Annotated in this window: 17 protein-coding genes; 8 read left to right on the forward strand and 9 right to left on the reverse strand. The window is 64.0% G+C overall.

Annotation, left to right across the window (positions count from 1 at the left end; genetic code table 11):
- Positions 1–73: 73 nt before the first annotated feature.
- Complete coding sequence (gene hemC, locus ACMFWR_RS16110; RefSeq protein ID WP_413192604.1) at positions 74–1,072, reverse strand: hydroxymethylbilane synthase; 999 nt, start codon at positions 1,070–1,072, stop codon at positions 74–76.
- A 276-nt stretch (positions 1,073–1,348) separates the two neighbouring features.
- Here hemC and ppc point away from each other — a divergent pair, with 276 nt between their 5' ends.
- Positions 1,349–4,372, forward strand: a complete 3,024-nt coding sequence (gene ppc / locus ACMFWR_RS16115; RefSeq protein WP_413192605.1) for a phosphoenolpyruvate carboxylase — start codon at positions 1,349–1,351, stop codon at positions 4,370–4,372.
- A gap of 141 nt (positions 4,373–4,513) precedes the next feature.
- Here the strand turns inward: ppc and ACMFWR_RS16120 are convergent, their stop codons facing one another.
- The 3 genes from ACMFWR_RS16120 to ACMFWR_RS16130 form a co-directional block, all read right to left on the reverse strand.
- Complete coding sequence (locus ACMFWR_RS16120; protein WP_413192606.1) at positions 4,514–6,271, reverse strand: ShlB/FhaC/HecB family hemolysin secretion/activation protein; 1,758 nt, start codon at positions 6,269–6,271, stop codon at positions 4,514–4,516.
- Between the two features lie 92 nt (positions 6,272–6,363).
- Positions 6,364–6,765 (reverse strand): hypothetical protein, encoded by a 402-nt coding sequence (locus tag ACMFWR_RS16125; RefSeq protein WP_413192607.1) that lies wholly within the window; start codon positions 6,763–6,765, stop codon positions 6,364–6,366.
- Between the two features lie 3 nt (positions 6,766–6,768).
- Positions 6,769–8,412, reverse strand: coding sequence for a filamentous hemagglutinin N-terminal domain-containing protein (locus ACMFWR_RS16130; protein ID WP_413192608.1), 1,644 nt, complete (start codon positions 8,410–8,412; stop codon positions 6,769–6,771).
- A 306-nt stretch (positions 8,413–8,718) separates the two neighbouring features.
- On the opposite strand from ACMFWR_RS16130, the gene ACMFWR_RS16135 reads away from it, so the two are divergent.
- From ACMFWR_RS16135 to argH, 4 genes are all read left to right on the forward strand, one after another.
- Positions 8,719–9,558 (forward strand): helix-turn-helix transcriptional regulator, encoded by an 840-nt coding sequence (locus tag ACMFWR_RS16135; protein ID WP_413194928.1) that lies wholly within the window; start codon positions 8,719–8,721, stop codon positions 9,556–9,558.
- A gap of 293 nt (positions 9,559–9,851) precedes the next feature.
- The gene (locus ACMFWR_RS16140; RefSeq protein ID WP_413192609.1) at positions 9,852–10,424 is read left to right on the forward strand and encodes an RNA polymerase sigma factor; all 573 of its coding nucleotides are present in this window, start codon (positions 9,852–9,854) and stop codon (positions 10,422–10,424) included.
- The gene (locus ACMFWR_RS16145; protein WP_413192610.1) at positions 10,421–11,239 is read left to right on the forward strand and encodes an anti-sigma factor domain-containing protein; all 819 of its coding nucleotides are present in this window, start codon (positions 10,421–10,423) and stop codon (positions 11,237–11,239) included. Before ACMFWR_RS16140 ends, ACMFWR_RS16145 begins: the two co-directional genes overlap by 4 nt.
- 159 nt (positions 11,240–11,398) lie before the next feature.
- On the forward strand, positions 11,399–12,805 hold the full coding sequence (gene argH, locus ACMFWR_RS16150) for an argininosuccinate lyase (protein WP_413192611.1): 1,407 nt from the start codon (positions 11,399–11,401) through the stop codon (positions 12,803–12,805).
- Between the two features lie 209 nt (positions 12,806–13,014).
- Here argH and ACMFWR_RS16155 read toward each other — a convergent pair whose 3' ends face one another.
- The 4 genes from ACMFWR_RS16155 to apbC form a co-directional block, all read right to left on the reverse strand.
- On the reverse strand, positions 13,015–15,288 hold the full coding sequence (locus ACMFWR_RS16155) for an Orn/Lys/Arg decarboxylase N-terminal domain-containing protein (RefSeq protein ID WP_413192612.1): 2,274 nt from the start codon (positions 15,286–15,288) through the stop codon (positions 13,015–13,017).
- A gap of 255 nt (positions 15,289–15,543) precedes the next feature.
- Positions 15,544–16,113 (reverse strand): dCTP deaminase, encoded by a 570-nt coding sequence (gene dcd / locus ACMFWR_RS16160; RefSeq protein ID WP_413192613.1) that lies wholly within the window; start codon positions 16,111–16,113, stop codon positions 15,544–15,546.
- A gap of 157 nt (positions 16,114–16,270) precedes the next feature.
- A complete protein-coding gene (locus ACMFWR_RS16165) occupies positions 16,271–16,744 on the reverse strand; it encodes a superoxide dismutase family protein (RefSeq protein ID WP_413194929.1) in 474 nt (157 codons plus the stop codon).
- Positions 16,745–16,869: 125 nt separating this feature from the next.
- Positions 16,870–17,958, reverse strand: a complete 1,089-nt coding sequence (apbC, locus tag ACMFWR_RS16170) for an iron-sulfur cluster carrier protein ApbC (RefSeq protein WP_413192614.1) — start codon at positions 17,956–17,958, stop codon at positions 16,870–16,872.
- Between the two features lie 447 nt (positions 17,959–18,405).
- Between apbC and ACMFWR_RS16175 the strand changes: the two genes are divergently transcribed.
- The 3 genes from ACMFWR_RS16175 to ACMFWR_RS16185 all read left to right on the forward strand — a co-directional run bounded on the left by ACMFWR_RS16175 (position 18,406) and on the right by ACMFWR_RS16185 (position 22,408).
- On the forward strand, positions 18,406–19,047 hold the full coding sequence (locus ACMFWR_RS16175; RefSeq protein WP_413192615.1) for an OmpA family protein: 642 nt from the start codon (positions 18,406–18,408) through the stop codon (positions 19,045–19,047).
- Between the two features lie 370 nt (positions 19,048–19,417).
- Positions 19,418–21,565 carry a methionine--tRNA ligase gene (gene metG, locus ACMFWR_RS16180; protein ID WP_413192616.1) on the forward strand — a complete coding sequence of 716 codons (2,148 nt, stop codon included), beginning with the start codon at positions 19,418–19,420 and terminating at the stop codon, positions 21,563–21,565.
- Between the two features lie 81 nt (positions 21,566–21,646).
- Positions 21,647–22,408 (forward strand): hypothetical protein, encoded by a 762-nt coding sequence (locus ACMFWR_RS16185; RefSeq protein WP_413192617.1) that lies wholly within the window; start codon positions 21,647–21,649, stop codon positions 22,406–22,408.
- A gap of 29 nt (positions 22,409–22,437) precedes the next feature.
- Here the strand turns inward: ACMFWR_RS16185 and ACMFWR_RS16190 are convergent, their stop codons facing one another.
- Complete coding sequence (locus ACMFWR_RS16190; RefSeq protein ID WP_413192618.1) at positions 22,438–26,757, reverse strand: translocation/assembly module TamB domain-containing protein; 4,320 nt, start codon at positions 26,755–26,757, stop codon at positions 22,438–22,440.
- Positions 26,758–26,759 lie beyond the last annotated feature (2 nt).

Below are 26,759 nucleotides of genomic sequence, written 5' to 3' on the forward strand. Positions count from 1 at the left end.
TCGTCGCGCTGCGGCCGCGACGGCGGGTTACCGGACGGATCCGGCGAATGGTCGGGCACAGCCGGCCCTTGCGTCATGCGTTCTCGGGCGGCGCGCTGACGCCGCGGACAGCCTGCACGATCTCGCGCGCACCCTGCCCGGCCAGTGCCTCGGCGACCTCGCGGCCGAGTGCATCGGCGGCCGCTTCGCTGGCCGGCCGCGCGCTCCCCTCGGCGCGCAGGATGCGCGAGCCGTCGGGCAGCGCGACAAAGCCGCGCAGATGCAGACGTTGCTGGCCATCCTCGTCATGCCAGTCCGCATACGCGGCGAGCGGCACTTCGCAACCGCCGGCAAGTGCACGCGACACCGCACGCTCCGCGCTGACCGCAAACGCAGTCCGTGCGTCATGCAACGGGGCAAGCCATTGCGCGACGTCAGAGCGTGCCGCCGCAATTTCGATACCGAGTGCGCCTTGTCCGGCTGCCGGCAGGCTGACCTCGGGTTCGAGCACGCTGCGAATGCGTGCCGCGAGACCCAGTCGCTTGAGTCCGGCCGCGGCGAGGATGATGCCCGCGTAGTCGCCGGCATCGAGTTTTCGTAACCGTGTATCAAGATTCCCGCGCAGCGGCTGAATCACGAGATGAGGGTAGCGTGCACGCAACAGTGCCTCGCGACGCAGACTCGAGGTGCCTACCACGCTGCCCGGGGGCAAGTCGTCGAGCGATGCATGGTCGTTCGAGACGAACGCATCGCGCGGATCCTCACGGTCCAGAACCGCCGCCAGCGCGAAGCCAGGCGGCAAATCCATGGGCACATCCTTGAGCGAATGCACCGCCAGATCGGCGCGTCCATCGGCCAGCGCCGCTTCGAGTTCCTTAACAAAAAGACCCTTTCCACCGACTTTCGACAGCGTGCGATCAAGAATTTGATCGCCTCGCGTCGTCATTCCGAGGATCGAAACGTCGCAAGATGGATATAATTTTTGCAGTGCAACCTGAACATGTTCAGCTTGCCACATCGCCAAGCGGCTTTCGCGCGACGCGATCACCAGCTTCTTAGGCGGCTGGGAAGAAGACACCACCCCTGTATTCATTCAGAGACCCTGACAAAATGCGGACCATCCGGCCTCGCGGATGAACCATTGATTGAGCGTTGCGTGCGGAACGTCTAAACCGCGCGACGGCGAGTCGATCATTTTGTCAGGGGCTCTGGCCAAGGGGTGGACATAAGAAAACATGGTAGCACGCACCCATGCGGTGCCATGACCCATGCTCATTGAGGAAACATCGTGACGTCTCTCGGTAAGGACCGTACCCGCTCTGCCAAGCGCAGTATCGCCGCCACCCGCTCCAACGCGGCCAGGACCACCATGAAGACGCCCGGAGACACGACCAAACGGGCACAGGCGCCCGAGTCGAAGACCGCGGCGGCTGCCAAGACCTCGGTGCCGAAGGCCAAGTCGGCCACGCGCACTGCAGCAAAGCCCGCCACGACATCCCCCGCCCGGCCAGCCGCGAAACCCGCGCCGGCCAAGCGCGGCGCCGCCAAAAGCGCGCCGGTCGGCCGCAAACCCGCCGTCAACGGTCAGAGTGCCACGCCCCGTGCGCGTGAAGACAAGGACCAGCCGTTGTTCGAGGACATCCGCTTCCTCGGTCGCCTGCTCGGCGACGTCGTGCGTGAACAGGAGGGTGACGAAGTCTTCGAAGTCGTCGAAACCATTCGTCAGACCGCAGTCAAATTCCGCCGCGAAGACGATCGCGAAGCGGCGCAGAAGCTCGACAAGATGCTCAACAAGCTGAACCGCGAGCAAACCAACTCGGTGGTGCGCGCGTTCAGCTATTTCTCGCATCTGGCCAATATTGCGGAAGACCGCCATCACAACCGTCGCCGCCGCGTTCATGCGATCGCCGGGTCGGTATCGCAACCTTCGACGGTGGCACACGCGCTCGACCGGCTCAAGGAAGTCGACCGGAACTGTGCAAAGAAGCTGCAGCAGTTCTTCGACGAAGCGTTGATCGTCCCCGTGCTGACGGCCCACCCGACCGAAGTGCAGCGCAAGAGCATCCTCGATGCGCAGCACGACATCGCGCGTCTGCTGGCTGAACGCGACCAGGACCTGACCGTGCGTGAGCGCGAGCACAACACGGCCCTGCTGCGCGCGCGCGTGACGATCCTTTGGCAAACGCGGATGCTGCGCAACGCGAAGCTCACCGTCGCCGATGAAATCGAAAACGCGTTGTCGTACTACCGCACCACGTTCCTGTCGGAAATCCCGGCGCTCTACGACGATATCGAGCAGTCGCTGGCCGAGCACGGCATCGCTGCAACGTTGCCGCCGTTTCTGCAGATGGGCAACTGGATCGGCGGCGACCGCGACGGCAATCCGAACGTGACGGCGCAAACGCTCGAACGTGCGATCACGCGCCAGGCGACGACGATTTTCGAACACTATCTGGAGGAAGTGCACGCGCTGGGCGCCGAACTCCCGGTGTCGAGCCTGCTCGCGGGTACGAGCGACGAGCTGCAGGAACTGGTCAACGCATCACCCGATCAGTCCGAGCACCGTAGCGATGAGCCGTACCGTCGTGCGCTCGTCGGCATCTACGCGCGCCTCGCCGCGACGGCGCGCGAGTTGCTCGGCGAAGACACGATCGGCACGCGCGAGACCTTTGACGCGCTGCCTTATGCTCGCCCGGCGGACTTTGCACGTGACCTTCACGTGCTGGTCGACTCGCTCATGGCGAATCACGGCGAGTCGCTTGCCCGGCCGCGCCTGATTCCGCTCGCGCGCGCCGCGGATATTTTTGGCTTCCACCTCGCAAGCATCGACCTGCGTCAAAGTTCGGATATCCACGAAGCGGTGATCGCCGAACTGCTGTCGAACGCCGGTGTCATCGCCGACTACACGACGCTCAGCGAAAGCGAAAAGGTCGCGCTGTTGCAAGCCGAGCTCGCGCAATCGCGCCCGCTGCGCTCGTCGTGGCTCGACTACTCGGACCGCACGGTCAGCGAACTGGCCGTGTTCGAAGCCGCGCGCTCGATCCGCGAGCGATTCGGCGCGCGCGCGGTGCGCAACTACATCATCTCGCACACCGAGACGGTCAGCGACTTGCTCGAAGTCATGCTGCTGCAGAAGGAATCGGGCTTGTTCAACGGCCGGCTGGGCGACGCGAAAGCGCCGGCGAGCTGCGGCATCATGGTCATTCCCTTGTTCGAAACCATCGCCGACTTGCGCGACGCGCCGAACATCATGCGCGACTTCTTCGACCTGCCGGGCATTGCCGATGTGGTCGAGGAACAAGGCGGCGAGCAGGAAGTCATGCTCGGGTACTCGGATAGCAACAAGGACGGCGGCTTCCTGACGTCGAACTGGGAGCTCTACCGTGCCGAACTCGCGCTCGTCGCACTGTTCGAGCAACGCGGCACGAAGCTGCGCCTGTTCCATGGCCGCGGCGGCACCGTGGGCCGCGGGGGTGGTCCGACGTATCAGGCCATCCTGTCGCAGCCGCCGGGCACGGTCAACGGCCAGATCCGCCTGACCGAGCAAGGCGAAATCATTGCGAGCAAATTCGGTAACCCGGAGATCGGCCGACGCAATCTCGAGACGGTGGTCGCCGCCACGCTCGAGGCCTCGCTGCTGCCCGATCGCAATGCGCCGGACCAGTTGCCGGTCTTCGAGCAAACCATGCAAGCGCTGTCCGACGCGGCGATGGCCTCGTATCGCGACCTCGTCTACGAAACGCCGAACTTCAAGGACTATTTCTTCCAGTCGACGCCGATCAACGAGATTGCGGAGCTCAATATCGGCAGCCGTCCTGCATCGCGCAAGCTGCAGGATCCGAAGCAGCGCAAGATCGAAGACCTGCGCGCGATCCCCTGGGGCTTTTCGTGGGGTCAATGCCGGCTGTTGCTCACGGGCTGGTATGGCTTCGGCAGCGCCGTCGAGTCGTGGCTCGGTGCATCGGCCACGCCGGCCGAGAGGGCGCGACGTCTCGCGACACTGCGCAAGATGAACAAGACCTGGCCGTTCTTTGCCACGCTGCTGTCGAACATGGACATGGTCCTGGCGAAGACGGACCTCGCGGTCGCATCGCGCTATGCGGAGCTCGTGACGGACAAGAAGCTGCGCAAGCACGTGTTCGACCGGATCGTCGGCGAGTGGGAACGCACGTCGGCGGTGCTGTCGGAAATCACGGGTAACGCGCAGCGGCTCGCGGCCAATCCGCTGCTCGCACGCTCGATCAAGAACCGCTTCCCGTACCTCGATCCGCTCAATCACTTGCAGGTCGAGCTCATCAAGCGGCACCGCTCGGGCATGGACGACCAGCGCCTGAACCGCGGCATCCACCTGACGATCAACGGGATCGCGGCGGGCCTGCGCAATACGGGCTAAGCACCATCGCACCCGACACCCGTGCTGGTCGTCATCAGCATGGGTGTCGGTGATGTATCCCTCGCGGGAACCGTACTACTTGCAGTCGCTGTATGCATCGCAATGACTGTATCCATCGCAGTCACTGTATCTGTCGCAGTTTCAATACTGGTACGCAAGCTGGAACCCCACGGCGATCGGCGCCGTCGAGAAGCCCTGGGGCGTCCAGACTGGCACGCCCGCTTGAATGTCGTAGCTCAGCACGCCAGGCAGGCCCGTGTCGGCCAATGTGAGGGCCTGCGTCGGCGCTGAGGCAGCTGCAGAACGGCTCGCCGACGCGCGCCGTCCGATGATGCCCCGCCAACCGATCACCGCGCCCATCAGCTGCGTGCCGCTCCCCCACTCCGTACCCGGGCCGAACACGCGCCCATAGTCCACCCCCACGTAAAACGTGTTGCCGCTTCCTGGAAGCGCCATGGCGAGATCGTTGCGCCAGTAAAACCCGCGCTCCGCACTAAGCACCTGCTCTCCGTCGAAGCCACGGACGGTCCAGCGCGAGCCAATTGCAAGCTGGTCGATCTTATAAAGCCGGTCAGGCGTCCATTGGCCATGAAACGCCGACGTGTAGGTGAGGCGCCATCGCCCCCAATTCGCGGGTACGGACACGTTCGTATCGAGCAGCGCCATCCGATAGTGATAAGTCGGCCCGTCATGCGCCGGTCCCTCATGCGATCCGAACCAGCGCACGCCCTGCCGCCAGGCAAGCAGGGAATCGACCTGCACGTCTCCGAAGTAGTGACGCTCGATGAGCCCCCATTGCACGTGCGTGGTGTTGACACGCTGCACCTTGACTTCGACATCCCGTAAAAAATGGCGCGCAAAGCGTCTGCCGAGCCGGAACTGAACGCCAAGCGTGGCCGAATGCGTGCGCAAAAGATGCCGGGCCCATTGCCATTCGAACACCTTCGAGGTGCCCGAAGCGGCATGACGCGAGCCCTGCGGTGCGACGCGCCGCGAATAGGCGCTTTCGGAAGCCGTGAGCGATGACGACCAGAAACCATACGGTATGGCGTAGTACGCGCTCCAACCCCGCGTACCCCTGCCACGCTGACCCAGCATGAGGTCATGGCTCAGCGCAGCATTGAACCGGTCGTTCAGCCCCAATGGGTTATCCACGCTCAGCGAGAGCGTCCCCTGCAGCTTGCCGGTTTGCGTAACGCCTCCATTGTCGACTGAGCCGCTCAATCGCCACGGTCGCTCACGCTCCAGCGTCACGACGATATCGCTTTGGCCGGGCTCGTTCGCCGGTTCGACACGGAAGTACGCATCCTGGCCGGGCACCTGCTTGAACTGGACGAGCGCCTGTTCGAGATCCTGCAGCCGCAGGATATGACCCGGCCCGGACGGAAACGCCGTGCGCCACGACGTGCGATCCAGTGCGCCGTCAAACCGAATCGCATGAATCAGGCCGGGTATCAGATCGATCCTGAGCACGCGTGACGACAGATCCTGCTGCGGGATGTGAAGCCGCGTGGTCACATAGCCTCGGGCAAGCACCTGTGCGCCGAGTCCGTCGACGATGTGCTGCGCACCGCGCTCGCCGATGCATTGACCGCGATAGGGGTCGAGCCACGCAAGCGCAAACGCGAACGGATCCGTCGGCCGTGCCGACGCGCCCGCACGATGGGCTTCGGCGGGCAATGTCTGCGGCACGGCAAGTTCAAACCGCTCGAGAACGAAGCAGGGAGCTTCGACCGGAAGCGCGGCGGCCTCGTCAGCGCCGGCATGCGAGATCTCGCCTCGCACATCGGGCGCGATCAGGTCTCGTGCACGCGCTTCGGCCTCGCGCTGGTCGCGATCACGCTGCATCTGTGCCGACGCGGCCTCGGACTGCGAATGAAGCACTGCATCGGCATGCACGGGCGATTCGAGCGCGTGGACGATCCGCGCCCACCCGCACAGTGCAACGCATGCGAACAGCCGGCGCAACGCTCGACCGTTCGGCCCGGCTGTCACGGTGCAAGCCCCGACCGCATGCTCCGGGCGCGCACGTCGACTTCGCTGAGGTCGCGTCCGCCCTCCCGGATAAATCCGACTTTGAGCGGATGATATTCGGCCTGCCACACATTCTCGATCCTGACGGGCGCATTGCTATGCCGGCACTGCGAGATTCCATCGGCACACGGGCCGACGAACGTCGTAATCCTCACGCCGTTGTCGGTTTGCACGCGCTTCCCGACAGCATCGATCGTTCGGATGGTTTGGTCCGGCTTGATCGGCTGATGCCGGAAACGCATGCCCGCCACGATTTCGCCCTTGTCGTTGACGACGTTACCGCGCAGCCGCATGTCGCCGCCTGACTCGAGTCTGCCCGGGAGGCTTTCGGCCGCGATCTGACTGCCGATGTCTCGCACGACTTAATACCGCGTGTAGTGGGAGATCCGTTGGCCGTCGTGCGTCTCGAGCATCGGCACGCCATTCACCGTGACGTGGCGAACGTCACGCTGGGCATAGCTTCGTTGCGAATGGGTATCCACATATTCAACGACCCTGTCGCGCTGCCGTGGCCCGCCGACAATCTTGAGGCTCTCATTCCAGTTCTGGATTGCGTCGGCAGATACGTCGAGACTGCGCTGCGCGAGCACGACACCGTGGTTGCTGAACACGCGCGCGGCCGGTGGTGCGTACTGCGACGACCATCGCCCTGCGTTGCCGTGAATGCGCAGGTCTGCGTCAGATCGCATCTGCGCGCCGGGGCCGTTCAACAGGCGCTGCGTCGCGACCGTCAGTCGCTCGCGTGTGTCGACATGCCCGGACTTCAGGGCGTCATACTGGGCTCGCCATTGTGCGTCGCGCTCTCTTCGGAATTGCCACGGCGCGACCTTGCCGGCGTAGTTCGTGACCTCGTCGGCCGCGATGACCGCGAACGTTGCGTGAATATGGCCTTCATTGGCCACCCGACGCCCGCCGTGAAGGCGGACATCGACGGCATCCATCACGCCGGTGGAACGGTTGAAGATCCCGTCGGACCGGATGTCGACGGCGTGCCATGACTCGATCCGTCCGGCGTTTTCGAAAAGGCCGCGCGTGCGGATATCGATTCGTCGGCCCGGCGTGTCGTTCGATCGGCCTGCGGGTCCCTTCGGGGGCTTCTCGTCGACATACAGGCGCCCCAGATTGCGCACACCGATATCGTCACCGGATGCAATCAGCACAATGCGTCCCGCGAAGACGCCGCCCAGATGCATCACGTCGATGCCCCATTCGTCCGTACGATCCGGCGAGCCGTGCGGACCTGCGGGCCGGACCGGCTCGCCGCCGACAGGCTCGACGGTCGGCGTGTCGTGCCTGCCGCGGTCCCGTACGATGGTGTTGCCCGCAACGGCGAACAACTCGCCCTGCTCGATCCGCACCGTGCCCGCGACGACGATCTTTTTCGCCCACAGGTCAAGGCGTGCGACGGAATCGGCACCCAGCGCATCGTGCACGACGAGTTCGCCGCGTGTCACGCGAACGCCGCTGAGCCGATCTTCTGCATCAAAAAAAGGCTTGCCCGTCGTCAGCACGACGCGCGGAATATTGTTGAATAAACACCCTCCGCAGAAGATGCCGTTCGGATTCGCTACCACTACGTCTGCAGCGTGCCCGTTGACTTCAAGCGCCCCGAGCATCGAAGTCCAGGTCGTACCCGTGACTTCATTGAGGATCAGCGACGCTGCCTGATCGCCGGAATAATTCGGGTTGCCAGCCACCGCGCCGGCAACTTGCGTCAAATGACCACTCGCGCCCGTGTTGTTGAGCACGGCGCCTTCGCGAGGGACATTGAAGGCCTCGTACTCATTGCGGCTCACGCCGCCGGGCGACGGCGCATTAATGTTAATGATCGGTACCGCGCCTTGCTGAACGACCGACGGCGCATGAGGGCTGCCTTCTGCCGGCACGATCGGTGGACCGGATTGAGCCCGTACGCCTTCACCCATCCAGATGCATCCCAGTGAGACGACCACAATCCGACTGAACCACGAACGACGTTTCCATCGCTGAAAGTTGTGTGCACCCATGCGGTTACCCTCCTTGAATATCGAGTCGCGATAACGCCAACGACTCTAGCGGCGGGTCCGGTTGATCAGTGCAACCTGGCAAAAAATGGGAAAAGACTGATAGCCGTATGGCCGACTTACCCGGCGAAATACAGGACAGAAGACAGCGACTTTCAGAAATGTTCCCGTTGCCATGACCTATCGGGGACACGACGACGAGTCCTTCTACTACTGGTACAGTGGATCGCTTATCCTGTTACTGATTGTGCTCACCCCTGACCCATGCCATCGAATCCGCCCGCTTCGCCGCAGTCGTCCGCACCGCCCATCGGGCAGGACCCTGCGCCGCCGCGCTCGCCGGCGCGCGAGCTGGGCGACTTTATTCGTGCCCATCGCGAACGCCTGGCGCCCGACGCCGCAGGGTTGCCGCCCGGAAACCGGCGGCGCACCCCGGGTTTGCGCCGGGAAGAGGTCGCGCAACTCTGCGGCGTCAGCCCGACGTGGTACACGTGGATCGAGCAAGGCCGTCCGGTTTCGGCATCCCCGGACGCCCTGGCCCGGATTGCGGTCGCGCTGCGGCTCACTCGTGCCGAGCGTGCGTACCTGTTCGAGCTCGCGGCGCTGCGCGATCCGGCCGAACCGACCGCGGGTGCCAGCGACGCGCCGTCGGCGCTGATTGCGAGCGTCGCCCTGCTCAATGCGCCCGCGTACGTGCTCGACCGGCAGTGGACGGCGCTGGCCTGGAACACGCGCGCGAGCGATCTGTTCGTGGGGCTGCTCGGTGACGGTGACGATCACAACCTGCTGCGCTGGATGTTCACGAGCCCCGGTGCGCGCGAACTCGTTGTCGACTGGAGCACCCGTGCGCGCCGCCTCGTGGGCGAATTCCGCGCGGATTCGAGCCGGCATCTGAGTGACACGCCGACACGGACGTTGATCGAAAACCTCCTCACCAGCAGCGACGACTTCGCGCTGTATTGGCGCTCGCAGGACGTCGGCGAACGCGAAGGCGGGGTGCGCGACTTCAACCACCCGGTGCACGGCCTGCTTCGCTTCGACCAGATCACGCTCAAGCCCGCGCTGCGCGACGATCTCAAGTTTGTGGCGCTGATCCCGTTCGACGGTACGGCTTACCGTAGCGACGCCTCCGGGAACGGATCGACGTAGGCGCCGTCGTGTGCCTGTCGCCCTACCCGGACGCCAAACCTCGCGTCGAACGTGCGACTGAGGTTGCGCGCACCGAGCCGAGCCGGGCTGGGTCAGAACGGGTTGGACGGGGCCCCAAGCACCTGATTACTGCGTTGAAGCGTTGATATCGCTCCGATTCGAACGACCGTTTACCGCCTCCCCTTCCGACACTTCATGGCCGTGCGTTTTTCTGGTTACTATGAGTCCGCTTGGCCTGCCTAAACTCACTTAGGCCCACTTAGCCCGCGCGTTCTCCTCTCGACTACCCGCCCATGCCAGCGACACGTCCGGAACCCACGCCCGATTCGCTCGCCGATCTGCTCGCCCGCATCCAGGGCGCCGACCCGACGGCCTTGCGCGCCCTCTACGATCTGACCTCCGCGAAACTGTTCGGACTCGCCCTGCGTATATTGGTCAGACGCGAATGGGCGGAGGAAGTCTTGCAAGACAGTTTCGTGAATATCTGGCGGCATGCCGGCGACTATCAGGCGAGCCTCGCGGCGCCGATGACCTGGCTCGCGTCGATCGTGCGGCACCGCGCGCTCGATCACCTGCGGCGCGTACGCGCGACCGCCGAGAGCGAATGGGATGACAGCCTCGACGAGTTGCTGCCTTCCGGCGACGTCGAGCCCGCCGACGCCCTGTCGATCAGTCAGGAGGCGCGCGCGCTCGCGCATTGTCTCGACGTGCTCGACCCCGAACAGCGTCAGGCCATCGCGCTCGCCTATCTGCGGGACCAGAGCCACAGCGAAGTCTCGACGTCGTTGCGCGTGCCGCTCGGCACGGTCAAGTCGTGGATACGGCGCGGGCTCGAGAAACTCAAAACGTGTCTGGGGGCCGCATGAACTTGCATCGACGCCCCGAGCTCATCGACCGTCTCGCTGCCGAATATGCGCTCGGCACGTTGCGCGGGCGCGCCCGCCACCGGTTCGATACCCTGGCCAACAGCAGCGAGGCCATTCATCAGGCCATCCAGCAGTGGCAACGACGGCTCGACGCGATGAGCGAGCTGGGCCGCGCCGTGGAGCCGCCTGGCTCGGTCTGGCTTGCCATCGAGAGCCGCCTCGGGCTCGCCTCCGCCACACGGGGCGCAGATGCGCCGAGCGGGGCGCCATCGCCCGCACGTCCACAGCGTCCCCAGCAACCCACCGTTATTCCGCCACAGCCCGAGGCGGCACCCGCCCGGCCCGCGCCGCGCTGGTGGGAATCGCTCAGCGTCTGGCGCGGCATCGCCGGCGTCGCCGTGGCCGCGGCGATCGTGTCCATCGTCATTGCCTTGCGCAGCATCGCACCGACTGTACCGCTCGGCGCACCCGGCGAGTCGCGTGTCGCCTATGTGTCGGTGCTCCATGACGATCAGTCGCATTCGACCATGCTGGTGACGTGGGACGATGCCCACAGCACCGTGACGCTGCGCCGGCTCAGCGACAGTGCTGCGCCAAGCGGGCGTGACCTGCAACTCTGGGGGATTCCGTCGAGCGGCACCCCGGTATCGCTCGGCGTGCTGCCCCGTAAAGGCGCGGCGGTCTTCAAGGTTCAGCACCGGCCGCAGAACTACGCCGTGCTCGCCATTTCGGTCGAACCGTCCGGTGGTTCGCCGAATCCGAATGGACCGACGGGACCCGTCATCCTCACCGGCAAACTCGTCCCCGCGAGCTGATGCGCAACCGCCGTGTCGACGCGCGGCGGTCCGGCGCGGCACGGTTGGTATAATTCGCCGACCCCGTCGACCGCACACAGCGGCCCTGGCCGCTCGACACGGTCGCGCAATGCCGCGCACGCCCGCGGCGAGACTCGCTGTCCCTAACTGCACCTCACCATGACGTCCCAACTTCACAAGAAAGGCGAAGCGTGGTCTGCCCGCTTCTCCGAGCCGATGTCCGAGCTCGTCAAACGCTACACGTCGTCGGTGTTCTTCGACAAACGCCTTGCGTTCGTCGACATCGAGGGCTCGCTCGCCCATGCCGGCATGCTCGCCGCGCAGAAGATCATCAGTGCCGACGATCTCGCAAAGATCGAACAAGGCATGACGCAGATCCGCGGTGAAATCGAGCGCGGCGAGTTCGAATGGCAACTCGACCTCGAAGACGTTCACCTGAATATCGAAGCCCGCCTGACGGCGCTGATCGGCGACGCCGGCAAGCGCCTGCACACGGGCCGCTCGCGCAATGACCAGGTCGCGACCGATATCCGCCTGTGGCTGCGCGGCGAGATCGATCGCATCGGCGACCTGCTAGGCGGTCTGCGTACCGCCCTGCTCGATCTCGCGGATCAGCATGCCGAAACGATCCTGCCGGGCTTCACGCACCTGCAAGTCGCTCAACCGGTGACGTTCGGTCATCACCTGCTTGCCTACTTCGAGATGTTCACGCGCGACGCGCAGCGCATGCTCGACGTCCGTAAGCGCGTGAACCAGCTTCCGCTCGGCGCCGCTGCGCTGGCCGGCACGAGCTATCCGATCGACCGTGAACGCGTGGCGAAGACGCTGGGCTTTGACGGCGTCTGCCGCAATTCGCTCGATGCCGTCTCGGATCGCGACTTCGCGATCGAATTCACGGCCGCGGCGTCGCTCGTGATGACGCACGTGTCGCGCCTGTCCGAAGAGCTCGTGCTCTGGATGAGCCCGCGCGTCGGCTTTATCGATCTGGCGGACCGCTTCTGCACAGGCTCGTCGATCATGCCGCAGAAGAAGAACCCGGATGTCGCCGAACTCGCACGCGGCAAGACGGGACGCGTCAACGGCCACCTCGTGGCGCTGCTCACGCTGATGAAGGGCCAGCCGCTCGCGTACAACAAGGACAATCAGGAAGACAAGGAACCGCTGTTCGACACGGTCGATACGGTGGCCGACACGCTGCGGATCTTCGCCGAGATGGTCGCGGGCATCACGGTCAAGGCCGACAATATGCGCGCTGCCGCGCTGCAAGGCTTTGCGACCGCGACCGATCTCGCCGACTATCTCGTCAAGCGCGGTCTCGCGTTCCGCGATGCGCACGAAGCGGTCGCGCATGCCGTGCGGATCTGCGAAACGCGCGGCATCGATCTCGCCGACCTGTCGCTTGAACAGATGCGCGCCGACCTGCCGGCCGTCGCTTCGCTGCTGGGCGACGACGTGTTCAGCTATCTGACGCTCGAAGGCTCGGTCGCCAGCCGTGACCATATCGGCGGCACGGCGCCGTCGCGCGTGAAGGCGGCGATTGCCGAGGCGCGCAAGTCGCTGGCCTGATCGCTCCCCGGGCGTCCGATCACATATCGGCGCCCAACGAACAAAGGGCCGCTCCGAATCATCGGAGCGGCCCTTTTTATTGGCTGCATTGAAAGGCCGAAATATTATTTACTTCGGCAAATCACCCGCCAATCTCTGTTTCATTGCCCGATAAATCGGGCAATGAACTGACTCATTTATCGCGCACTTATCGCGCACTTATCGCTCATTTAATCCCGCACGCAGTCGACAAAATACTCGACCTTGCCATTCACGACTTCCGCCACGAGCCCGTGAATATCCGTATGGAAGCCCGGGAAGCGTTCGTTGAATTCGCGTGCGAATTGCAGATACTGGACGATGATGGCATTGAAACGCTCGCCCGGAATCAGCAACGGAATACCCGGCGGATACGGCGTAAGCAGAATGCTCGTCACACGGCCTTCGAGTTCGTCGATCTTCACGCGATCGATCTCGCGGTGAACGAGCTTGGCATAGGCTTCGGTCGCCGTCATCGCCGGCACCATGCTCGACAGGTACATCTCCGTCGTCACGCGCGCCACGTCATTCGCCTTGTAGACGCTATGGATCTGGTCGCACAGATCACGCAGACCCGTACGCTCGTAGGCCGGATGCTGCGCGACGAACTCAGGCAGCACGCGCCACAACGGCTGATTGCTGTCGTAATCGTCCTTGAACTGCTGCAACTCGGTCACCATGCTGTTCCAGCGACCCTTCGTGATGCCGATCGTGAACATGATGAAGAACGAGTAGAGACCCGTCTTCTCGACGATGATGCCGTGCTCGGCCAGGTACTTCGTCACGATCGCAGCCGGGATACCCGTGTCGCCGAAATCGCCGTCGATGCCGAGACCCGGGGTGATGATCGTCGCCTTGATCGGGTCGAGCATGTTGAAGCCTTCGGCCAGATCGCCGAAGCCGTGCCAACGGTCGCCCGGACGCAGCATCCAGTCCTCACGATCGCCGATGCCTTCCTCGGCGAGGTGTTCCGGACCCCAGACCTTGAAGAACCAGTCGTCGCCATATTCGGCGTCGACCTTGCGCATCGCGCGGCGGAAATCGAGTGCCTCGGCAATCGACTCCTCGACGAGCGCCGTGCCGCCCGGTGCTTCCATCATGGCGGCCGCGACGTCGCACGACGCGATGATCGCGTACTGCGGGCTCGTCGACGTATGCATCAGATACGCTTCATTGAAGCGGTGCTTGTCGAAGTTGCCGTCGACCGACTCCTGAACCAGGATCTGCGAAGCTTGCGAGATGCCGGCCAGCATCTTGTGCGTCGAGTGCGTCGCATACACCGTTGCACCCGTGCGCGGACGGCCCGCGCCGATCGCGTGCATGTCCTGGTAGAAGGAATGGAACTCGGCATGCGGCAGCCACGCTTCGTCGAAGTGAAGCGTATCGAGCATATCGCCGAGCAGGTCCTTGATCATTTCGACGTTGTAGATGACACCGTCGTAGGTGCTTTGCGTGATCGTCAGAATCCGCGGGCGTGCATTCGGGTTCTTCTCGAGCGCTGCACGTGCAAACGGATTCGCAAGAATCTTGCGCTTGATGTTTTCCGGCTCGAATTCGCTGCGCGGAATCGGGCCAATGATCCCGAAGTGATTGCGGGTCGGCGACAGAAACACCGGAATCGCACCGGTCATCGTAATCGCGTGAAGGATCGACTTGTGGCAGTTACGGTCGACGAGCACGATGTCGCCCGGCGCGACCGTTGCGTGCCAGACGATCTTGTTCGACGTCGACGTGCCGTTGGTCACGAAGAACAGGTGATCGGCGCTGAAAATGCGCGCCGCGTTGCGTTCCGACGCGGCAACCGGACCGGTGTGGTCGAGCAGCTGACCGAGTTCGTCGACGGCGTTGCAGACGTCGGCGCGCAGCATGTTCTCGCCGAAGAACTGGTGGAACATCTGGCCGAGCGGGTTCTTGAGGAACGCGACGCCGCCCGAGTGCCCCGGGCAGTGCCACGAATACGAGCCGTCGGCTGCGTAGTGCGTGAGCGCGCGGAAAAACGGCGGCGGCAGCGAATCGAGGTAGGTGCGCGCCTCACGGATGATGTGGCGTGCAACGAACTCCGGCGTGTCCTCGAACATGTGGATGAAGCCGTGGAGCTCGCGCAGGATGTCGTTCGGAATATGGCGCGACGTCCGCGTCTCACCGTACAGGAAGATCGGGATATCCGCGTTGCGGCGGCGCACTTCCTCGACAAACGCACGCAGCGCGACGATCGCGAGCGCGATCTCCTCGACGTTGCCGTCTTCGGTCGCCGTGATGAATTCATCGTCGTCGATCGACACAATGAAGCACGATGCGCGGCTGGCCTGCTGAGCAAACGAACTCAGGTCGCCGTAGCTCGTGAGGCCGAGCACTTCCATGCCCTCGCCTTCGATCGCCTCCGCCAGTGCGCGGATGCCCGAACCGGAGATGTTCTCCGAGCGGAAGTCTTCGTCGATGATGACGACCGGAAAGCGAAACTTCATGGGCGGTGCTCCAAAAGCGATGGCCCGCGACAGTGCGGGCCTGGATATCGAACAAATTCAGCTGCGGCGCGCCTTGTGGGCGCGACCCGCCGTGTGTTGGGGCTATGACCCCGATCCTGTGTCGCGCGCATGTCGCCAATGTGTCACGCGCACACACCATACCAAGTTGCCTGCGGTGGCGCTCGCGAGTCTGCGCACCCCCGGAGGCCTTCACGCGAGCCCGCCCCGCATACCGGGCGAGATCGCGCCGCACCCTTATGCCTTGGGCAGCGTCACGCCGTGCTGGCCCTGGTACTTGCCGCCCCGGTCCGCATACGACGTCTCGCAGACCTCGTCGCTTTCGAAGAAAAGCACCTGTGCAACGCCCTCGTTCGCGTAGATCTTGGCAGGCAACGGCGTCGTGTTCGAGAACTCGAGTGTCACGTAGCCTTCCCATTCGGGCTCGAACGGCGTCACGTTGACGATGATGCCGCAGCGCGCGTAAGTCGACTTACCGAGGCACACGGTGAGCACGTTGCGCGGAATCTTGAAGTATTCGACGGTACGGGCGAGCGCGAACGAATTCGGCGGGATGATGCAGACATCGCCCTTGAAATCGACAAACGACTTCTCGTCGAAATTCTTCGGATCGACGATCGTCGAATTGATATTCGTGAAGATCTTGAAGTCGTCGGCACAGCGGATGTCGTAGCCATAGCTCGACGTGCCGTAGCTCACGAGCTTCCTGCCGTCGGCCGACGTGCGGACCTGACCCGGCTCGAACGGCGAGATCATGTCGTGCTCTTCGGCCATACGCCGGATCCACTTGTCGGATTTGATGGTCATGTCGCGATTGCTGGAAGGTACATGCCGGCGACCGTTACGGTCTGCCGGGCGAAGCGGTCAGTCGGGTGGCCGCACGGAAAAACGCGCATTTTACTTGATCGCGACAGGTCCACGCGATACGTCCACATGACCCTGCGCACGGACAAGTACCTGGCGCCTAACGCCGGATCACGCCGCACGCGAGGCGCGGGCCGTCGAGCAGCGTCGGCGCCATCGCATACGGGTCGTCGGGGTCGCGATGCAGGACAAGCGCGTGGCCGATGATGGAACGCACCCCGTCGAGCGACAGGTCGGGCACGACGAAGAACCCGTTGGCAACGCCCGTGGAATCGGCATGCACATTGGGCAGATCGCCCTCCGCATGCGCGGTGCGAGCCCCCGCGGCCGGCTGAGGCAAGGGGTTGAACACGGCGCCGATACCCTGCGGCCCGGCGCCGATGCAGTCATTCGCGTCGTGGATATGCAGCCCGTGATCGGAATCGGGCGGCAGACCCGCGAGGTTGTACGTGACCTGCACGCCGTCCGGGTTGTCGACGAACGTGACCGTGCCGTGTGCCGCGAGGCCCGGCGCCGGCAGCAGCTCGACCGACGCACGCCGCTCATGCTGCCCGAACAGCGCGCATCCGGACATCCCGAGTGTCGCTGCAATGAGCGACACGCCGGCCAGCGAGGTCAACGAGCCCAGGAAGCCCAGGGAGCCCGGGCGGAGAGAGCCCGATGCGGACGGGAGAAGTCGGCGCTTCATGCGGCCTCGGTCTAGGTGTTCTGCACGACGATCGATGGGAACTTCGAGCTCATGTCACGCGATTTTTCGGCGATCGTGATCGCGACTTTGCGCGCGATGTCACGATAGATCGCAGCAACCGGGCCGTCGGGCTCGGCGACCACGGTCGGATGCCCGGCGTCAGCCTGCTCGCGGATGCCCATCGACAACGGCAGGCTGCCCAGCAGCGTCGTGCCGTAGTCGGCGCACATGGCCGCCCCGCCACCCGAGCCGAAAATGTGCTCGACATGACCGCAGTTCGAGCAGATGTGAACGCTCATGTTTTCGACAATGCCGAGAATCGGAATATCGACCTTCTCGAACATCTTGAGTCCCTTGCGTGCATCGAGCAGGGCAATGTCCTGCGGCGTCGTCACGATGACCGCGCCGGTGACCGGCACCTTCTGCGCAAGCGTGAGCTGGATGTCACCCGTGCCCGGCGGCATGTCGACGACCAGATAGTCGAGGTCGCGCCAGTTCGTCTGGCGCAGCAGTTGATCGAGCGCGGAGGTCACCATGGGGCCGCGCCAGACCATCGGATTGTCTTTTTCGATCAGAAAGCCGATCGAGTTGACCTGCACGCCATGCGACACCAGCGGCTCCATCGTCTGGCCGTCCGTCGACTCGGGGCGGCCCTCGACGCCGAGCATCGTCGGCATGGACGGACCGTAGATATCTGCGTCGAGCACACCGACATTGGCGCCTTCGGCGGCAAGCGCGAGCGCCAGATTGGCGGCCGTCGTGCTCTTGCCGACACCGCCTTTGCCTGAAGCGACCGCGATGATGTTGCGCACGTTGGGCAGGAGCTTCACACCGCGCTGGACCGCGTGCGCGACGATGTCCTGCGACAGACGAATCGTACGCGAACCGATACCCGGCACCGCGGCCAGCGCACGGTCGACCGCGTCGTGCATCGCGCTATGCTGGCTTTTGGACGGGTAGCCGAGCACCACGTCGAGCGACACATTCGCGCCATCGATCGTCACGTTCCGGATCGCCTTGCTGGCGATCAGGTCGCGCTGCGTGTTGGGATCGACGACGGTCGCGAGCGCCGCGTCGATGACTTGTCTGTCAATCGTCATAGGTGATGGCCACCGGCAGGACACCGGTCCTCGAAAATGCAAAAATTTGTTGCTGCTGTTGCGCTGCGATGCACTGCACGGCACGCTTGCCGCACCCGAAAGGGGCTGGACGGCGCGCTCGACGGAGCATCGTTTGAAGCCATGTCGGCGCCGCGCTACCGCAGGCGCCGAATATCAGGCCCTATTGTAGCGTTTAGTCGCTGAAGCCCTCGGCTCACGCTGCGTGCGCAGACCTCGTGCCCGGCTTCGCAGGCACCAGGTCTGCGCAGAGCGCGGGTCGCGTGGCTGGCTGCCCGTCGCACCCGGGGCGTGCGCCGGCTTCACACGCGGTTGCCCAACGCGCGTTTGTACGTGTAGGTACATCGCGCCTGTTTTTGGATGTTTGTCCGAGCTGTTCGAAAGTCACACACGTCACACAAGTCACACACGTCACACTGGAGCGTAACGATGAAAACAAGATTGATGACCCAACTCTCGACCCTGACCATTGCGGGCGCTTTGCTCGCCGGCTGCGCGACGCAGCAGGGCACGAACACGGCAGTCGGCACGGGCGCGGGCGCCGCGGGCGGCGCGGCGATCGGCGCACTGCTCGGTGGCGGCAAGGGTGCCGCGATCGGCGCCGGGGTCGGCGCGGCGGGTGGCGCGCTCGTGGGCTACAACTGGCAGGGCATCAAGAACAAGCTTAGTGGCGGTACGAAGGGTACCGGGACCCAGATCACCGAGCAGCAGGACGGTTCGCTCAAGGTCAATATCCCGAGCTCGATCTCGTTTGACACGAACAGCTACCTGATCAAGCCAAGCTTTGCACCGGTGCTCGATCAGGTTGCCCAGACGCTCAACGAGCATCCGGAGCTGAACGCCGAAGTGGATGGCCATACAGACAGCACGGGCTCGGCCGAGCTCAATCAGACGCTCTCGCAAAACCGTGCACAAAGCGTGGTGAACTTCCTGGTCGGGCGCGGCATCGCGCAACCCCGACTGACCGCGTATGGCCGCGGCTCGAGCATGCCGATTGCCGACAATTCGACCGAAGCCGGCCGCGCCCAGAATCGTCGCGTCGAAATCTATCTGCGCCCGGTTCAGCGCTAAGTTCAGCACGGCGGCACGACGGCTCGTCGCGCAAGATCTCAGAAAGAATTCCGAAATTTTAGCGAACTCGGCCGACCAGCCGCTGTCTGTACATTCGGTACGCACCTGGTGACCTGGGTGCGTCACCATTCTCCTCTTGTCGTTGTTGCTCCGGGGCTCTCTCGCCCCGGTTTTTTTTGCCTGTTCGCCGGCCGACCGGCCCCACGACTCGCCACTTTTTCCAGGTTCGGAGCGCGCCACGCGTGAGTTTTGGCCGCACTGGTAAAATCGTTCCTCCGGCGCCCGCCCAAGCCCGCGCGGTTCACGCCGCGCCAAGTTGTACGGCCAACGGCCGCCGGCCTGATTCACGTTCAACCCTTAGCCCTGCTCTATGCCCTCAACAGCCCCGCGCCGCATCCTCGTCACGTCCGCCCTGCCCTACGCGAACGGGCAAATCCACATTGGCCATCTGGTCGAATATATCCAGACGGATATTTGGGTGCGTGCGCTGCGAATGCATGGCCACGAGGTGCATTACGTCGGCGCCGACGACACGCACGGCACGCCGATCATGCTGCGCGCCGAAAAGGAAGGCATCACCCCGCGCCAGCTGATCGAGCGCGTCTGGCAAGAACACAAGCGCGACTTCGACAGTTTCGGCATCTCGTTCGACAACTATTACTCGACCGACTCGGACGAGAACCGTGTGCTGTCCGAGCGCGTCTATCTCGCGCTCAAGGAAGCCGGCCTGATCGCCGAACGCGATATCGAACAGGCGTACGATCCCGTGCGCGAAATGTTCCTGCCCGATCGGTTTATCAAGGGCGAATGCCCGAAATGCCACTCGAAAGACCAGTACGGCGACTCGTGCGAGGTCTGTGGCTCGACGTATGCCCCGACAGACCTGATCAATCCGTACTCGGTCGTTTCGGGTGCCACGCCGGTGCGGCGCACCTCGACTCACCATTTCTTCAAGCTGTCCGATCCGCGCTGCGAATCGTTCCTGCGGGAATGGGTCGCCAAGCTCGCACAGCCCGAAGCCACCAACAAGATGCGCGAATGGCTCGGCGACGCGGGAGAAGCGAAACTTGCCGATTGGGACATCTCGCGTGACGCGCCGTATTTCGGATTCGAAATTCCGGGTGCGCCGGGCAAGTATTTCTATGTCTGGCTCGATGCGCCCGTGGGCTACTACGCAAGCTTCAAGAACCTGTGCGAAAAGCGCGGCATGGACTTCGAGGAATGGGTGCGCCCCGGCTCGAACACCGAGCAATATCACTTTATCGGCAAGGACATCCTGTATTTCCATACGTTGTTCTGGCCGGCGATGCTCGAGTTTTCGGGTCACCGTACGCCGACCAATGTGTTCGCGCATGGCTTTCTGACCGTCGACGGCCAGAAGATGTCGAAGTCGCGCGGCACCTTCATCACGGCGGAAAGCTTTATCAATGTCGGCCTGAACCCCGAATGGCTGCGCTATTACTTCGCCGCAAAACTCAACGCGACGATGGAAGACATCGACCTGAACCTCGGTGACTTTATTGCGCGCGTGAACAGTGATCTGGTCGGCAAGTACATCAATATCGCCAGCCGGGCTGCGGGTTTCCTCGTCAAGCGGTTCGAAGGCCGGGTCGACGACGCCGCGATGAACCACGCGCTGCTGGTCCAGTTGCGCGATGCGGTGCCGAACGTCGCGGCGTTCTACGAACAGCGCGAATACGGCAAGGGCCTGCGCCAGACGATGGAGCTCGCCGACGCCGTGAACGGCTTCGTCGACACCGTGAAGCCGTGGGAGCTTGCGAAGGACCCGGCGAACGCGAAGGCGCTGCACGAGGCGTGCAGCGTGTCGCTCGAGGCGTTCCGCCTGCTCACGCTGATGCTCAAGCCCGTGCTGCCGACGCTGGCGGCTTCGGTCGAGCGTTTCCTCGGCATTGCTCCGCTCAAGTGGGCCGATGCCGGTGCCGCGCTCTCGTCGCAGCATCCGGTCAATGCGTATCAGCACCTGATGACGCGTGTCGATCAGAAGCAAGTCGACGCCTTGGTGGCGGCAAACCAGGAATCGCTGCAACCGGCTGCGGGTGCGGCAGATGCACAGGCTGGCGGAGCAAAGGCCGCGGCGGACGGCAAGGGCAAGGCCGCGGGCAAGGACGCAGCGGCCGCATCGAAGGCTGGCGGCGCGAATGACTCCGCTGATGACGGCATCATCTCGATCGACGATTTTGCAAAGATCGATCTGCGCATCGCGCTTATCGTCGACTGCAAGGCGGTCGAGGGGTCGGACAAGCTGCTGCAGCTGACGCTCGACGTCGGCGAAGAGAAAACGCGCAATGTGTTCTCCGGCATCAAGTCCGCGTATCAGCCCGAGCAACTTGTCGGCAAGCTGACGGTCATGGTCGCGAATCTCGCCCCGCGCAAGATGAAGTTCGGACTGTCTGAAGGCATGGTGCTGGCCGCTTCGGCAGCCAACGAGAAAGCAGAACCGGGGCTCTATATCCTTGAGCCGAACTCAGGCGCCAAGCCTGGCATGCGGGTCAAGTAAAAGAAATACGGCCGCATCGTTCATTCTTTGATGACGGAGCGTCCCTATCGTGGACGCTCCGATTCATTTGGAGATTGAACGATGAACCTCCCCTCCGCCGCATCCATCCAGCCGTCCTACCCCCAGTCGCTGCTCGTCCCCGCGCAGGCGCGCCCTGGCGCGCATGAACACAGCGTCGCCAACGGGCCTGAAGTGTCATTTGCGTCGAATCGCGTCGCACGCAGCGTGCCGCAAGCCACGCAGCCGGCGGACAGCCATGCCGGTTCGCCACCGGCCACCGTCACGGCCGACACCCGGACGTTTCGCGAGCGCGCCGCTGATTTTTTCAAGAATGCGCCGGGGCAAGTCGCCGGAGCCTTCAAGACCTTTGGAGAGAAGGTCTCGCATGCATTCAAAACCTTGCCCGAACGCGCACGCGATTTTTTTCACAAGACCGCGGACTTTTTCAAGCAGCTCCCCACTAAGGTGGCGGATGGATTCAGATCGCTTGGCGAGCGCATGAACAAAGGCTTCAACGCGTGGCGCGAAAACGCGGCAAAAGTATGGAAGGAGCGCATTGCCAGCGTGGCGAACTTCTTCAAGGGATCCCCGAAAAGCGTCGCGCAGACCGAGACGGCACGCACGAAGCCCATCCTCACACCGGATACCGTATCGACCCGGACGCAGCCCAAGGTTATCCCCATTGCTGCAGATCCTCTGCCGATCGATGCGGAGCCCTTGCCGATCGCAGTGGACCCCATGTCGAAGGCTGAACAACTGTCGGTGATGACCCGGGGCGCATTCGACTCGAGCGTCCCTCGACCGAATATCGACAGCATGCGTCTGACAGCCACCGCGGCTTAACGCCAAAGCTCGACCGCACGCTCAGAGCTTCAATCGAAGCGGCGGTTAAACCCGATATCCACGCCGTTCAGCGTGCCGCTGTGAATCGCAAAGGACCAGTTGCGCGTGATGGTCCATGTGATCTTGAACAGGTTCTGCGCCGTCTGCAGACCCTGTTCATATCCGAACACGAAATGCTCGTTGATCGCCTTGGCGATCTGCACGACCTGAGGATCGGTCAGGCCGTTTTCGCTTTGGCCGATCGTGAACTCGTCGAGGCCGAAGGTCTGAGCGATACGCTTGCCGCCCGTGCTGCCCAGCAACGCGAGCGCCGTCGACATTGTGTTCTGCTGACCGAGGTTGGTCGTCGAATCCGTGCCGTGACCAAACAGGAGCCACGACAGCTTTTCGGATTCCGGCAGGTCCGGCACCGACACCAGCCGCGCAATCGGTGCGCGCACCGTTCCGGTCACTTGTACGCCCGCCTCGTATTCCTGGTTGCGCCGCATCGCGAGGATATTGATGCCGGGGTTGTCCACCGGCCCGTTGAACGTGAAGTACCCGTTCTCGATCTCGAGCTTGCGGCCGAATGCCTCATACGTCGAGCCGGGTTCGACACGCACGTTCCCTACCGCATGCAGCGGTTCGTTCGGCGCGCTGACGACAGTGATCGCACCCCGCAACGACATATCCGCACCGCTGCCCTTGAAGTAAAACGCCTTGCCCAGATCGATCGAGACGTTCGCCCGAGGGGCGAATCGACCGACGGGCTTTTCCGCCGCGGCGGGGACGCCCTTCGCGGGGCCCGCCTGCACGAGTTCGCCATCGGTACGCACGATCTTGACGTCGTCGCCCAGCGCGGGGGCTGCGCTTTCGGGCAAATCGAACAGCGCATGATCGACGGTGAACTTGCCGTCGATGGCCAGCCCGCCCGCAGGTCCCGAGTGCTTGAGATCCGCGCTGCCCGACAACGACAGTTGCCGCTCGGGCGACGCGAAGATCTGAAGCTTGTCGGCAATGATCTGCGCCGTGATCTGCGGATCGTCGCGATCGAGTTGAATTTCGCCGGTGGCCTTGAGCACACCATCGGCGCCATGAAATTCGACTTGCTTGAGATCGACGCGGTTATCCGTCAGATCGATGCGAACGATGCCGTTTTTGAGCGTGACCTGCTGATCGACGGCAGTGACCGAGAGATCGTCCCCCGTCAGTGAACCGCTGAGTCGCCCCTTACCGAGCTCTCCCGCCACGGTGAGGTTGAGCGCCGCGCGCCCGCCAAGCAGGTATGCGGGACCAAAGAGCTCACCCGTCGTTTTCAACGCCGGCACATCGGCCTGAATCTTTCCCGAAATCGGCTCGCCACGTTCGACGGTCAGCATGCCGTCGCGCGCAGCGAGTTCTGCGGTCAGGTCCGCGCTGGCCGAACCCACACGGCTTGCTTCAACCGCCGCGGTCAGATGCGCGTGGTTCGCGTTTTCAAAGCTCAATCCGGCTTCGAGACGCTTCAAACCGAGCGGCACCACGCCGCGCCCTGAATCGAATTGCAGATCGCCGGTGCGCCGCTTGATCGCGATATGGCCGGATGCGGTATTGGCCAGCGAAAAATCCCAGTCTGCGTCGAACACCAGGTCCGTCTTGATAGTCGATGGCGTGCCCCCGAGTTCTGCCTGAAGCGCCAGCACGCGAGCAAGCGAGACATCGTTGAGGAAGCCCGCCGACGTGATACGTCCGTGATCCAGTTCGAATTGCTTGAGCACAAGCGTCGCCGTGTCGATCGCGATCTGCGTCGCGCCGACCGACACCTTCTGGTCCGCGACGCTGACTTGCACGGGTGAGCGAAGCGCGATATTCGGCGAACCGTGGTTTTCGAGTTTGGAGACGGTGCCAGCCCACGACGTCCCTGCTTTCGTTTCCGTCAGCGCACCGCGCCCTGCGAGCGAGACATCGACCGGATTGCCATCGACCTTGCCCGTCGTGGCGGCGTCGAACGTGTGCGCCGCGCGGGTGCCGTTCAGATGCGCCGCGAGCGTCGCGAGCGCCACACCCGGCACGGCGATATCGCGCGCATCGAGATTGAGCGTCAGCGCACCGTTCGCGCCGTCGCGCAGTTCGGCACGCCCTTGCGCGTGACCGACGCGGTTGTCACCGAACACGACCTGCTCGACATCGTAGCTGGCGGATGCATTCGGATGCGCGAGCGTGCCCGTCAGGTCCGCATCGAGCTTGGCCGTGCCCGATACGCCAAACCCGAGCCGGTCGAGGGCCGGCGCGTCGATGTGCGCGAGCAAGTGATCGCCCGCGGCACCGAAACTACCCTTGAGCGTGACATCGTTACCCGCGACGGACAGCGACACGTTGCTCGGCAGCAGCCGCGTGCCGACGAGCTGAACGACACCCTCGCCCGTCATCGGCAGGCCCGCATAGACCGCATCACGTAACGCGAACTTCGCCTTGACCGAGGTCTGCGGGGCCAGCGCCCCATCGGCACTCAGGGTGCCTGAAATGCGCACATCGCGTGTGTCGCTGAAATCGGTCGTGCGTGCTTGCGGCGGCGCTTTGGGTGCTGGCGCCGCGCCCGCGACGACGGGCGACGACTGGACCGCGGCAGCGGCAGCGGCCGATGCCGCTTCCGCGGACGATGGAACCGTCGCGGCGTGCAGGCTGGGCGCCGCGGCGTGTGGTGACGCCGGGGTACGTGTCGGCCTGGGCCCGGACTTCGGCGCCGGCTGGGCAGCCAGTATCGGGAACGGGTTGAAATCGGTCAGCGTGCCCTTGACCGAATACGTCGAAGCCAGATCGTTCTTGAGTGATCCGCTCGCTTCCACGCGCCCTCTTCCGAGCTGCAGCTTCAGCGATTCGATCGACGTCTGGGCAGGCGTCAGGCTAACCGCTGCCTGCGCGCGCAAGGCGAGCGCCGCGTCAGCGAGGTCCGCATTGATATGCTGGCTGCCGTCCTTGAGCTCGATCTGCACGGGCCCGCCGATGCGCGTCGCACGCACGGCCGTGGACAAGGTGCGCAAATCGAAGTTGGCAATCTGCAGATCGAACCGGCCTTTGCCGTCGTGGAGCTGGCCGCTGCCGGTCACGGTTGCGTCCTTGACGACGCGGATCACCAGGCGATCGATCGTCTGCTCGGTCGGATCGAGATGAAGATTCGCATGCGCTTCGATCAACGGGAGCTTGTTGTCGCCAATCTCACCCGGCGTGGCGTTGACGATCGACGCCGTCCCTTCGACGGTGAACGCGGTACTGCCCGGCTTCGGCGCAACCGGGCGCACATCGGCATGCAACGACAGATCCGCCTGAGGCGCGCCTGGACTGAAGGTGCGCGGATCGACATGCTCGAACACAAGCGACAGCGTCTTGAGCGGCACGTCGCCAAACGGCATCGCAACCGCACTCGCATGACCCTCGAGCTTCATGCCGCTCGCATCCACCTCGGCATGCAGCTCTTCAAGCGAGCCACTGACCCGCGCGCCGACCTTGATCGCCTGATCGGAGACCTTGCCCGAAAAACCCGCGTCGCCGGTCAAGGCAAATGGCCGGACGCCATCGAGTTTGGCAGCCGCAGTCACGTCACCCCAAGGCGTCGTCAGGCTGTCGACGGCAAGCTCGTGGTGCCGTCCGTCAGTCCGGCCGCGCGCAAGCAAATCGTCGTACTCGGCCACCGAAGCCGCGTCGTGGATGCGGACCTTCGACGCGCGCAGCTCATCGATCTCGAGTGCAAGCGGCAGGCGCAGATCTTTGGGCAGCGTCGTCTTGCTCGTGCTGGTCGACGGCGCGATCCGCACGTCGATCGTGCCCGCACGAAGATACGACACCGTGAACTTGAGGGGCTGCCGAGAGAGGTGCCAGCTGCCTTCGGCATGGTCAATCGCGATGTCGGTGCCCGAGTCGTGCCAGCGCACATGCGACAGTCGCACGCCCGTCGCGAGCGCGCCGCTTTCGAGCGTGCCGGTGAGCCGTCCGCCGAGCAACTGGACAGCCGCCTGCCACAGGTATTGAGTGCCTTGCTCCGATTGAATGGCGCCGAGCGCGCAACCGAGCGCGACCGCGATCAGGCCAACCAGTGCCACCAATGGCCAGACAGCCGCGCGCAGCCAGCGGCCGCGTCGGCGCGCTGCGCGGCGGCGTGTGCGGCGATCCTTATCGCCCTCATCTCCGCCCCCCTCGCCGCCACCGTTCCCGCCCGCATCTCCACCGCCACCCGCGCCACCGTCTCCACCGCCCCCTGGGCCTGCGCCGTACCCGCCGCCAAGACCCGTGTGCGGCGCGAGCGCATCATCCGCCGTCGCGCGCAGGCCGGAGCCCGACGCATCGCCAGGCTGCGATACGTCGTCGGGTCGGTCTGAAGGCGGTCGCTGATTCATGA

Source organism: Pararobbsia alpina (assembly GCF_965118125.1).
Classification (GTDB): domain Bacteria; phylum Pseudomonadota; class Gammaproteobacteria; order Burkholderiales; family Burkholderiaceae; genus Pararobbsia; species Pararobbsia alpina_A.